Source organism: Flavobacterium sp. MEB061, from assembly GCF_000834715.1.
Lineage (GTDB): Bacteria > Bacteroidota > Bacteroidia > Flavobacteriales > Flavobacteriaceae > Flavobacterium > Flavobacterium pectinovorum.
This window is the reverse complement of sequence record NZ_JXQR01000022.1, coordinates 158,681-170,799: the sequence shown is the minus strand read 5'-3', so window position 1 is coordinate 170,799 and position 12,119 is coordinate 158,681. Positions and strand designations below refer to the sequence as shown.

At 32.6% G+C, this 12,119-nt stretch carries 12 protein-coding genes; 3 read left to right on the top strand and 9 right to left on the bottom strand.

Features of this window, described 5'->3' with window-relative positions; all coding sequences use genetic code 11:
• Window positions 1-141 precede the first annotated feature (141 nt).
• Window positions 142-717, bottom strand: coding sequence for a porin family protein (locus RT99_RS12465; protein WP_042565086.1), 576 nt, complete (start codon window positions 715-717; stop codon window positions 142-144).
• Between the two features lie 267 nt (window positions 718-984).
• Here RT99_RS12465 and RT99_RS12460 point away from each other — a divergent pair, with 267 nt between their 5' ends.
• The 3 genes from RT99_RS12460 (at window position 985) to RT99_RS12450 (ending at window position 3,522) form a co-directional block, all read left to right on the top strand.
• The gene (locus RT99_RS12460; protein WP_042565085.1) at window positions 985-1,575 is read left to right on the top strand and encodes a TetR/AcrR family transcriptional regulator; all 591 of its coding nucleotides are present in this window, start codon (window positions 985-987) and stop codon (window positions 1,573-1,575) included.
• Window positions 1,576-1,730: 155 nt separating this feature from the next.
• Entirely contained in the window at window positions 1,731-2,498 is a 768-nt protein-coding gene (locus tag RT99_RS12455; protein ID WP_042565084.1) for an SDR family oxidoreductase, read from the top strand.
• Window positions 2,499-2,520: 22 nt separating this feature from the next.
• On the top strand, window positions 2,521-3,522 hold the full coding sequence (locus RT99_RS12450) for an NADP-dependent oxidoreductase (protein WP_042565083.1): 1,002 nt from the start codon (window positions 2,521-2,523) through the stop codon (window positions 3,520-3,522).
• 306 nt (window positions 3,523-3,828) lie between these two features.
• Here the strand turns inward: RT99_RS12450 and RT99_RS12445 are convergent, their stop codons facing one another.
• From RT99_RS12445 to RT99_RS12410, 8 genes are all read right to left on the bottom strand, one after another.
• The gene (locus RT99_RS12445) at window positions 3,829-5,130 is read right to left on the bottom strand and encodes a hypothetical protein (RefSeq protein WP_042565082.1); all 1,302 of its coding nucleotides are present in this window, start codon (window positions 5,128-5,130) and stop codon (window positions 3,829-3,831) included.
• A 509-nt stretch (window positions 5,131-5,639) separates the two neighbouring features.
• Window positions 5,640-6,041: a hypothetical protein gene (locus RT99_RS12440; RefSeq protein ID WP_042565081.1), complete on the bottom strand. Its 402-nt coding sequence runs from the start codon at window positions 6,039-6,041 to the stop codon at window positions 5,640-5,642.
• A gap of 133 nt (window positions 6,042-6,174) precedes the next feature.
• On the bottom strand, window positions 6,175-6,720 hold the full coding sequence (locus RT99_RS12435) for a YceI family protein (RefSeq protein ID WP_042565080.1): 546 nt from the start codon (window positions 6,718-6,720) through the stop codon (window positions 6,175-6,177).
• A 12-nt stretch (window positions 6,721-6,732) separates the two neighbouring features.
• Window positions 6,733-7,083 (bottom strand): hypothetical protein, encoded by a 351-nt coding sequence (locus RT99_RS12430; RefSeq protein ID WP_042565079.1) that lies wholly within the window; start codon window positions 7,081-7,083, stop codon window positions 6,733-6,735.
• A 10-nt stretch (window positions 7,084-7,093) separates the two neighbouring features.
• Window positions 7,094-7,936, bottom strand: a complete 843-nt coding sequence (locus RT99_RS12425; protein ID WP_042565111.1) for a DUF5777 family beta-barrel protein — start codon at window positions 7,934-7,936, stop codon at window positions 7,094-7,096.
• A gap of 2 nt (window positions 7,937-7,938) precedes the next feature.
• Window positions 7,939-8,334 carry a hypothetical protein gene (locus RT99_RS12420; RefSeq protein WP_052483657.1) on the bottom strand — a complete coding sequence of 132 codons (396 nt, stop codon included), beginning with the start codon at window positions 8,332-8,334 and terminating at the stop codon, window positions 7,939-7,941.
• Between the two features lie 80 nt (window positions 8,335-8,414).
• Entirely contained in the window at window positions 8,415-9,296 is an 882-nt protein-coding gene (locus tag RT99_RS12415; protein ID WP_042565077.1) for a hypothetical protein, read from the bottom strand.
• A 296-nt stretch (window positions 9,297-9,592) separates the two neighbouring features.
• Window positions 9,593-12,100 (bottom strand): TonB-dependent receptor, encoded by a 2,508-nt coding sequence (locus tag RT99_RS12410; protein ID WP_242607198.1) that lies wholly within the window; start codon window positions 12,098-12,100, stop codon window positions 9,593-9,595.
• Window positions 12,101-12,119: the final 19 nt, after the last annotated feature.

Sequence of the window (12,119 nt, the reverse complement as noted above, 5' to 3'; positions counted from 1 at the left end):
TTCGTTTTTCTTTATTCAAATGAAGGAAAAGTACAAAAAATAATAGCCGTTATAAGATATTTGATAAACAAATAATACTTCCTGTAAAAGTCAGGAAGTGTTATTTGTTTTTTTAGATAAAAAAAAGGAAATCTTCTAAATTTAAAAAATGTAAAAAAGACTGACTTGCGACATATTGTTTTGAAAATCAGTATTTATAGTAGTTGATTTTATTTTACTGATATCTGTTAAGCCATAATAATAACGGGCGCCAATACCAAGCCCGTTTGGAAATTGATAACCAATACCGCCGACCATACCGGCATCAATTTTTTCTGCAAAATCGTCGTTGGTTAATTCTTTAAAATCTTCCGAAACCAGAATGCCAACCTGAGGACCTGCTTCAAAATAAAGACCGAAACTGGTTTTGTATTTTAAAACAATTGGTACAGAAACGTACGATAATTTAAGATCTTTGCCATCAGAGAATCCTCCTTTTATTTTGGCACCCTGAGTAGAAAATAAAAAGTCTTCCTGAACAGACCATTTTTCATTAATGTCAAATGCTATTATTGCACCGGCATGAAATCCGGGAAGTCCTTCTGTATCAAAATTAGCATTCGAAAAATCGCTGTAATTACCTCCGGCTTTTACTCCAAAATGAAGTCTGTCAAAAAGACTTTGACTAAAAACACTTGAGGATACCAGAACAATGCAGAGCAAGAATAAATTTTTCATGATTTATATATTTTAATGTTATGAGGCTTTATGCCTTTTATTAATTTGATGCTGCAAACATAAAAGGCAATAAATTCTGAACAGTTAAAAAATTGGCTCAAACGGACAAAATGTGCCGGGAAACGTTATTGTCACTTCTTTTTTTCACGATCTTGAATTTTTCTATTTTGTATTGGGGAGTAAAAATTAATAAAAAGCTAAATTTTTAATATTTTGTGTTTTAAAATATACTTTTTAGTATATTTGCCCTCTAATTTAAAAACTACGATGCTTACAAAGGCAGAAAGAACAAAACAATTTATACTTGAAACCGCAATACCTCTTTATAATGAGAAAGGTATTTCGGGAGTTAATATTGATGATATCCTTGAAGCTACAAAACTTACAAAAGGATGTCTTTATGGACATTTTGAAAACAAAGAAGATTTGTCTGCACAAGTAATTGACTTATCGCTTAAGATGGTTTCTGAGAAAATTAGGGCTGCAGTTTATAAAGGAAAAACAATAAAAGGTAAAATATTTGCATTTTTAGATTTTTATAAAAATCCTATTGAAACTTATGTTTCCGGTGGATGCCCGATATTTAATACCGCTGTAGAAGCAGATGATAATTATCCTTTTATAAAAGAAAAAGTGGCTAAGGTAATTAGAATTGGTCAGCAGGAATTGACTGCATTGCTTCAGGAAGGAATTAATAATGGTGAATTTTCCAAATCTCTTGATCCTGCTGTTTTTGCTTTCAAATTAGTAGCTTCTGTAGAAGGCGGAATTGTAATGTGCAGAGTTATGGATACAGCAAAACCAATGCAAGGCCTTATTAAAAGTCTAAAGTCTGAATTAGAACAATACGTCATCTAATTTTTTTTGTTTTAAAATAAACTAAAAAGTATATTTTTAAATAGACTAAAAAGTCTAAAAAAGGTAATTTTAAAGAAAAACAACAGAAAATATATATAAATGAAAACAACAGAAAACACACTATTCATAATTAAATTCTTTAAATAAATCGAGCAATGAATATAAAAGGTAAAACGATATTAATTACCGGCGGAGGTTCCGGAATTGGTTTAGAATCTGCAAAGCAATTTTTAGATGAAGGTGCCAAAGTCATCATTACGGGTAGAAATCAGGCAAAATTAGAGGCTGCAAAAAAGCTGCTTCCGTCAATAACCATTATAAAAAGTGATGTCGAAAATCAGGAAGATGCCATTTCACTTTTTGATCACGTAGTTTCTTTGGGCGGAATCGATATTTTATATAATAATGCAGGGGTTGGCAGTCCGGCACTTAATCTGGGAATTGCAAATGACCAAATTTTGAACAACGCGATTTACGAAATGAATGTTAATTATTTTGGTGTTATAAGGTTAAACAACCTTTTTATAGAAATGCTGAAATCAAGAAGGGAAGCAGCGATAATAAATATAACCTCTATTTTGAGCATTATACCTGCTTTAGAAGAACCAACTTATGCAGCAACAAAAACAGCTTTAAGTTTTTATACCAGAACGCTTAGAAAGAATTTAGAAATTTTAGGCAGCAATGTAAAAGTATTTGAACTGCTTCCGCCTCTTGTGGCAACAGAAATGACAGCGAACAGAAATGATAAAAAAATGACACCGGAACAGTTGGTAAAAGCACTTATTTCGGGAATCAAAAAAGATAAATTCACGATTAGGGTAGGCGATGCAAAATTACTTTATATGGTAAACAAGTTTTTTCCGCAATTGGCTTTCAATTTAGTAAATCCTAAAAAGATTTATGCAAGCCTGAAACAATAACTAAAATTCTAAAGTTTATAAAATGAAAGCATTTGTAATTAATAAATACAGTAAAAACGGAAGTCTACAGCTTACCCAAATGTCTGTTCCGGAAGTAAAAGAAAATGATATTTTGGTTGATATACACGCAGCCGGGGTCAATCTTTTAGATTCTAAAATAAAAACGGGAGAATTTAAACTCATTTTACCTTATAAGCTTCCGTTAATTCTGGGACATGATGTTGCGGGAGTTATTACCAAAGTCGGAAAAAATGTCGAAAAGTTTAAAGTTGGCGATGAAGTATATGCAAGAGTAAGAGATCATCGCATAGGTACTTTTGCCGAATTTATTGCCATAAATGAAGCTGATGCTGCGCTCAAGCCTAAAAATCTTTCTATGGAAGAAGCAGCATCTATTCCATTAGTTGCTTTGACGGCCTGGCAGGTTTTAGTTGAAAGAGCAAAAATCAAAAAAGGAGAAAAAGTATTTATTCAGGCAGGTTCAGGTGGAGTAGGGACTATTGCAATTCAGCTGGCAAAACATTTGGGAGCCACAGTTGCTACAACTGCAAGCGCCAAAAGTTTTGATTTCCTCGAAAAACTTGGAGCTGATATTGTTATTGATTATAAAAACAGCGATTTCGAAAACAGATTAAGTAATTATGATGTTGTGCTAAATAGTCAGGACAAAGAAACACTCGAAAAATCGTTAAGAATATTAAAATCAGGCGGGAAACTAATTTCTATTTCCGGACCGCCAACTCCGGATTTTGCCAAAGAAATCAAAGCGCTCTGGTTTGTAAAAATAATTCTTTCCCTAATAAGTTCTGGCATTCGTAAAAAAGCAAAGGCTAAAAATGTGGACTATTCTTTTTTATTTATGAAAGCTGACGGCGAACAATTAAATGAAATTACCAAACTTATTGAGGCCGGAATAATTGAACCGGTTCTGGATAAAGTTTTCCCGTTCGATAAAACAAACGAAGCATTGTCTTACGTAGAAAGTGGGCGTGCGAAGGGAAAAGTTGTTATTAAAATAAAATAATTGTTTTATAAAATTGGTCACTTATTTTCAATTTGAAATGAGCATCTAACTTACAGAATAGTTATAAATGAAATTTTTTTGATTTCATTCATTGAGGCCCTATAATGTAATTTAAAAGAGAATCAATTATGATTTAAATTCGGGAATGGGATTTAACTGATTTAAACCAAAACCGAATGCTTATTTTGAATTGGAAGTATGTGATTTGTTCTAAACTTAAAAGATTTTGATTTTTTCTATAAGTTCTTCATAGAAAAGCCACTCAATCGAGTGGCTCTATTTGACATCCAAAAATGTAAAAATAGTTTATAGAACGCTAATCTTCACAGAACTTGCTTTATCATTAAAATTCCCTAAACAACCATTATTTCCGGTTATTACAACAGATTCTCCTCCAAAATTATCGTTTTGGTACATTGTAATTTTGTATCCATTTTCTAAGCGAACAGAAGACAAATCATCATTTACGATACCATACGATTTTAGCTGATCTAATGTGTAATTACCAACAGGCAAAGCAATGGCATAACCGGTATAATTGCAGTTTTGGTAAACAGTTACAATACCACCAGCTGAAGTATTGTATTTATTATCAACATAAGTGCGGGATAAATTACCTACACCATCAAAATAATTATCTGCTAATTTTGCAGGATCGGTTGCAAATTCACCTCCTTGTACAATTCCATCATTTCCGTCATTCCATGCCCATGGAGCGTTTGCGCCACCAGTTTTAAAATCGTTTCCTTTAAATCCTCCAGCCGGGCTTGAAAATAATTCGGTGTTAAATCTTTGGTCCCATAATCCTCCGCTTTCAAAAATATCAACAAGTTTGTATTCAACATAGTTGTCATAATTATCAGCTGGTATTTGTGCAGTTCCGCTTGCAGAAGGGTAGTAAATAATTCCATCTCCATCTATATCGTGCTGAGGCCAGGCTTTAAGACTGTGCCCCTTAGCATCTTGTGCTGTTATAGGATGCAATTCGCCGTTATAGTCTCTCATTTGTAATGTTCCGTCAACACTTTCCAGTCCGCTTACAAAAGAACTGCCGGATGGCACGTAAGAAAAGAAATCTGAATGGCTTACTGTAACAGCTCCTTTTAAGGAACCATAGGTGGATCCATCTTTCTGTACAATCATTAATACTCCTTCTAAATCATTTTCATGTTGGTCTAATGAGTATAAAAGTGGGTTATCTGTCCAATCTCTAGGAGAAAAGAATGCATAAGTAATGAACCAATGCGTATTTGATTCTACTATCGAATAGTAACAATGAGCAGATAATGAATTGGCATAAGCAGGAAGGTTATTCCAGTTATTTTCGGCATTCCAGTCATTGTCATAATTAATTGCAGTAAGATAATCTGATTTTCCTCCTTCGGCATAAGTTCCAGTTGCATCTACATCTTTATAATGTATAGGCGCCCATCTTCTTGCCAAATCAGAAATAGCTGCTGCACTGATTTTGCTGGTGTTTTGTTGTTTTTTTGTCACACTGGTCTCTTGTGCTTCATCCAATGTCGTGTCCTGACAGGAGAATGTAACGGCACCTAACATAATAATAAATACTTTACTTAAAACCTTTTTTCGATTCTGTTTTTTCATAATTCTAGTTTTTAATGTTAATAACCTAATTTGAAATTCCTTGATTTTGATGCAATTATTAATAGCTATAACCAACTGAGAAATAAAAAATACTCATCAGCAGTAGAAAATTTGTTTTTTGAAAATCTTGTCGACAGATTTCTTTTGAATTATAATTCTTACTTGCATATAAGTACTTAAAAGGAGAAATCGTACTATCTGAAAATATTATGATACTGTTAACAAAAGGTTATTGTGCAGGAGTTTAATTCCATGCTTTTAAAGACTATTTAAAAGTGACTGTGAAAGTTTGGAATCATTTAAAATGTTTTTATTGATTTTAAGATGAAAGCATAGCAGAATTAAGGGCAATTATTTCTAATAATGCCCAATGTAAAAAAGAGAAATAATAAAGAGGAAAATAGGAGATGTAGAATAAAACAAAGAAAATATCTGCAAAGAACAGATTCAGAATCTACTTTGGAGTAAGTATAAAATAGAACATGGTCAATAAGACCATGATTCCTAGCTTACAATCTGATATTTGAATTAAAATGCTGTAGAATCTGTTTAGGTGCCGCTATAACTTCTCTTCGAATAGGATCGAACCATTCCATTTCTTTGGTAACCTCTGCACAACATTCTTTTTTTGAGTTGAAGAAAGAGCTTTTAATGTTGATTTTGTCTTCTATGGAACAATGTTTCATCTCAACAAAAAAAGGTTCGGTAAACATTAGATTTTTATAACAGACTAAAACATGATTTCCCTCTTGCAAACCCAGATGTAAAGCGTTGAGTTTCTCTTTTGAGAATCCATTATTAAACAAAAAATGATGTAATAATCTAAGCGTGTATGAAATATAGGCATTGCTTTCCATTACCATAACATCATTTACATCTTCTCCGGCGACAACATAATTTTTGCAGATCATTTAAATTTAGTTGAGGTTATTAAAAAAGAGGTCAGTCTGAATGAAACTGACCTCAAATAGTAGTCATGTTTAATGATTTCTAAAGATGAAATCAGAATTTTCTATTGTAATAAGGAAGTGGTTATATTTCTAATTATAATTTGGCTAGTAAGAGATTGAAACTTACCTTGATTTTATTAGATACTTTATTGCTAACCAGTTTTGGAATTTCGATATCAAAGTCTTGTGCTTTTATATCAAAATTTCCTGTAACCGTAATTTTATCACCAGATTTTGAAATTTTGGCGTTTGCAGTTACTTTTTGTGTTTTTCCGTGTAAGGTTAAATCTCCGGAAATCTTAAATGCTTTTGCCGTAGCGGAAAGCTTTGATGCGTCAAAATCTTCTACTTTTCCTTTGAATGTTGCTTTTGGAAATTTATCCGATTCTACATAATTTTCATTAAAATGTTCCTCCATTAAGGCAACCTTAAAACGAAATCCTTTCATAAGCGTTAAAACCGCAATATCTCCTGTTGATGATTCTAAAATAGCCGATGTATTTTTGTTTTCAGCTGCAATTTCTTCGACAGCATCAACAGTTGCTTCAAATTTTAAACTACCTGTTTTTGTTGCATATTTTTGAGCCGAAACATGTAATATTCCAACAAATAAAAATAGCAGTACAATTATTTTTTTCATTTTAATGTGATTTTAATTTTCTAATAATCCATCCGTATTCCATTGCAGAATGGTGTTGATTTTATCCTGTGGCATTCTTCCTGATCTTGGCATTATACCTGCAGCGCCGTTTTGTCTTTGAATTCTGTCTAACAATTCACCATTTAAAAGAGCATCTCTTACCTGGTCATAGGTTTCTAAAGGTATAAGCTGACCTGTAGAAGGATGACAGCCAATGCAATTTTGGTCAATAATAGATTTGACATTTTTAGTATAAGTAGCTTTATCAACTATCACAGTTGGTTCTTCCAGACTTTCATAAGTATTAGATTCACAACTGTATAAGGATAGAATGATGATCGATAAATAAATATATTTTTTCATGTTTATATTTTTAAAAAACTCTATATAAATTAAACCCAAAGAAGAAATCGCCTTTGCCCCAATCGCCGGCAGCACTTGTTAAGTAACCGCTTTCGGTCATTGACTGCGAATTTGTAAAAATCAATTGAAAAATATGACCTCCCGTTTCTATGTCAAGTCCTACTGATAGCGGATTATTATAGAAGTCCGGTTTATTAAAATTCTCGCCGTATTCTAAATTAAGAGAAAGTCTTTTGGTTAATTTTAAACGTCCGCCTGCACCCAAAGTGAATTGATTATCATTTTCAATAGCAGGATTGTATAGGTTTTTATGGATATAAGAAGGAACCAATTCTAAAGATAATCTATCAGAGAATTTTCTTGAAATCAGCACTTGATTTACATACGTTAAGCGATCAGAAAATTCAATTTTAGGATAATCGTCTTTTTTTAATCCACTATTAAAATCTATTGTACTGTAGCCAACAATATCCAAAGGAAATTTATCACTTTGTCTTATTAGTCTATATTTTAAAGATGCTTCATTCATTTTCAGCAAAGTATGGTGTGATGCACTTACAGCAAGCCAATCGGTAACTCCGTAAATTCCGCCAATTTTTGTAGTGGCATCATCAAAACCAAAAAACTCCGAAATCCCGCCTTTTACAGTACCAAATCGATGAGAAATTACCATGTAAAACTCTTTTTTTGCAGGTAATTTTGTCGACTGCAAGGTTATAATCTGCAAAGCTTTAAATGTTGCTGTTACGTTTTTGTCAACCACTTGTGTTGAGTCCAGGCCGGAGAGTAAATCTTCCTGCGCATTACTATAAAGACAGATTAAGAAACTGACTATTAAGAATATTTTTTTCATATTTAATGTTGTTGAATACTGCATTGATCAAATTTTACTACTTCGAATAAATCATCAAAACCAATGCATCTGCCTTTTATATTGATCTTTTTATTCATTAAAGTCTTTTCAGCCTTTTTGTTCATTTTACAAAATACCTTATGGTCGATTACCATTGACGAATCTGTAACTTCAGAAACGATTCCTTCAACTTCAATTGTTTTATTTAAGTATTTTGAATCCCCTTTTGCAGGATCTAAAACATATTCATTTTCTAAATCTGTGGCAGAAATCGTAAGTATTGATTTTTCACTATTGATGTCTCTGGCATCTTTGTATAAAATATTTTTATAGATATAATAAGAGCCCAAACTAATTACCAGTAGAAGAACCAGTACTTTAATTATTGTTTTAGTCATTTGGATTTTCTGATTTAAATTTTACTGTAGTAGAGTAGAACTTTCTTTTTTTAAATAGTATGATTTACAAAAACTATTGTTTATATAGCAAGTGGCAAATCTTTTACCGGTACAGGCCAAACTCCAGGGCTTGGGAAACTAATTCCTTTATTAGCGCCTCTTACGCTTGCATCTTGTCCAAAATAATATAAAGGCCAGCCATTGTAAGTCAACTGAGATTTACCAAATACAGTGATAACACCAAATTTAGTTTTGTCAAGTGTCGAAGGCACAACAATTTTATCGGTTTCATATATTGGCCAAACAGGATTGTTTGAAAAATCAGATTTGGTAAAATTGTTTTTATTGAAATTATCGTTTTTAAAAACATACAACGTTAATCCTTTAGCATCAGTAAAATAAGTGGTCTGGCCATCTCCAACAGTATAATCTGATTTGTAGTTTTTACCATCATGTCCTACAAGCTGGCTTCTTACGATCATAATCGAATAATCCGGTTTTGCTATAAACCAAACACCACCAACTCCGTCGCCCGTTGTTGCACCGGCAGCTTCTGCTGTGTTAGTTCCGTTTACACTTGGTGCATAATAATATAAAGGCCATCCTTTATAGGTTACTTGTTTTTTACCAGAGGCAGTAGTTACAGTACCAAAATCAGAGAATGTTAATCCTGTACCTATTTTATCTGCAGTTAAATTATCTACTATAAAAGCAGGCCATACAGCTTCACAACCTCCTGTACAAGAAACTTGTCCATTAGCATCTGTTGAAAAAAAGTATAAAGATCTTCCATCCTTATCTGAAAGATAAGAGCCTAATGTTGTACTTGTAGAAAGTTTAACTTCAATCTTTACTTCCGGAGTTGTAGGAGTGTCATCGTTGTTATTATCACTACTACAGCTTAGGAAAAATGTTGTTGCTGCAAAAGCAACTAAAGCGAATTTAATTTGTTTTAATTTCATTGTTTTTTGTATTTGATTAATTATAAAAAGGGGGAGAAGCTACTTTACAGAAACAGTAAAGCATTTTGTTGTTTGATTATAGTCCACGAGCATTTCGTTCAATAATCAGATTTGCTTATTGTTACGAACTGTCATTAAAATCTAGTATTACGTTTTGTAGGTGAGCCATTTTCTTCTTCTGATAGATTCAGTAGTAAAACAGCTTTAATGCAGATTACCCTACCAAAGAATTGTTATTTTATAAAAAAAATAAAAAAAGAGACAGAAAGGGGTTACAAATCTTGAAGGAAATAGGGCTAGAGTGAAACTCTAAAGCTCACATTTGGAGTTCTTTGCAATGCGAATGTTTCAACTTCTTCTATAGAATTTGTTAATGAACTTATTCTGTAATATTCGCTGATTTCATTTTTTCGGTTTAGGATATTTAAGATAGAAATTCCTAATTTGTACTGAATTCCGTTTGCAGTTTCCCACTTATAAGTAGAAGAAATATTGACCTGCGAAAAAATATGCAGGTTCGTATTATTAGGTTTATTGTAAACCAATTGGGGATTTGAAAGGTCAATTTGAGAAAAATCAGGAGAAGTTTTTGGCCTTCCGGAAGACCATTTTGTACCCAAAGCAATTTTAAAATTGTTTTTCTCATAAATTCCCGCCCATGAAACCGTATGCATTAACTGAAAATTGTTAGGGAAAGTTGGGTACTCATAATTAGAAAAATGGTAATTATTATGATTATACGTATAGCTTAACCAAGTCAGAAAATGATTCATTTTTTTCTGAACTAGCATTTCTGCTCCCCAAATTTCATAATCGCCAGTCGTTCTGATAAACTCTAACTGGTTTTGAAAACCCTGACTGGAAGTTGTGATTCCGCTTACTTTTTTATAGAAATTTTCTATATCCAACAGCCAGTCATTCTTTTTGTAGAATAAATTTAAAGAGACCTGTTTACTCTTTTGAATAGGAATTGTGGTGTTATTCGATATAATCCAGCGTCTTTTTTCAATACCAAAATAATCTTTTTGCAAATCAATGATTTGTTGCGAATTTTGACTTTTTAGTTCCCCCAGCAATTCTAAATTTAGATTTTTATTGATGCTGTAACCAAATTGCATTCTTGGTTCTACAATAAATTTTTTAAATTTTTCTATATAATTAATTCGGGTTCCAGCCTTAAAATATATTCTGGCGAGCGTATCGTTGTATTTTCCTTCCAAAATCAGGGCGTGAGTTCTCAGAACGTCTTTTACATTACGATAAAAATCAGGATTTGTTACCTTTTCTAAATTAGAAATACCGACTTCGTTAAACTGATAGCCATCATTAAAACTAAATCTGGAAGTAATAATATGATTGCTCTCTAAATTAATTCCATTATTGTTAACCGTATTTTCCTGAATAACGATTTGGTTTCCAATAGTAGTTCTTTGATTGGCCAAAAGTTCATAGGCAGAGTTATAAACATTCACTTTGGTAGTATTGAAACGGTTCCAGTTTCTTTTCCAGGACAAATTTCCGCCGTAATTTTGTTGACGCAAAATGTTGTTTTCAGATCTGTTGATATCATACACCATAGCACTTTGAAAAACCTCCAGATTGTCCTTAATGGTAATTAAATCCAATATAATCTGATCCTTGCTTCCAATTTTTTGAGCGAATTTGAGCGTAGCATCATAGAAGCCAAATTTTTTGTCACTGCGATAATCTATATTTTGGTTTTGTGAAAAATCAGTGATTGTTGTGTTTTGAAATACTTTATTGAAATATTCCTTATAAGTAGGTGTTTCTACAAAATCGGTAATAGATTTGCGGGCTGAAATTTCGATAGAACTCTTTTTCGAAAGATTGTACTTCGCATAAACATCGGCATTAATCATATTTATTCCTGCACTAAAAGCATTTTTTTCTGCTGTTTCGGGAGTAGAAGAAATCGCTACGACACTCGAAACACTTTCTCCAAAAAATGCCGAACTTCCATTTTTATAAATAGAAATCGTATGTGCCAAATTGGGATTGAAAACCGATATTAAACCAAAAAAATGTCCCGTTTGGTACATTCGTATTCCGTTCCACAAAAATAAATTCTGATCGTGTGTGCCACCGCGAACATTGATGCTTGATACACTCTCGTCGATGCTGTTTACACCGGGAATTTGCTGCATGGTCTGCAAGGCATCCGGTTCGATAAGCCCCGGCAAAATTCCAAATTTCTTGGGTTTAATTTCAAACGATCCATCGTTGTTTTTTGAAATTCCCGAAGCTAAAATAGCATTCGCTTTAATTTCTGCAAGTTCTGTAATTTCAGGATCTAATAGTATTTGAATACAATTTTTAGAATCGGAATTAGTCAACACAATTCTTTTGGCCAGAAAGCCGATGTGACTAATCAGGACTGTGCTTTTATCCTCCCCGTTAAATTCAAAATAACCGTTTGAGTCAGTTGTAATTTGGTTGTTGTTGGCTAAACTAATATTGGCATTTTCAATGGGTTTTTTATCTGTTTTAGAAAAAATGTAGCCGCAAATTAGTTGTAATTCAATCTCTTTTTTATAAATATTAATGAATTTGTTTCCTATATTTTCAAAAGATAAATTGGTGTTTTTGGCTAAATAGTGCAATTTTTGATCTAGGGAAAGTGATTTTTTTGGCGGAACTAATTTCAGGTCGGCAATATTGTCTTCAGTATAATTAAAGCTAACCTGATGCTGTTTTTCAATATCAATTATGATTTTTTTAAAAGGCATAAGTTTTCCTTTGTCCTGAGCAAAAAGATTCAGGACAAGGAAAAACAGAAAAAACAAAAAATGAAATTGTTTGGGG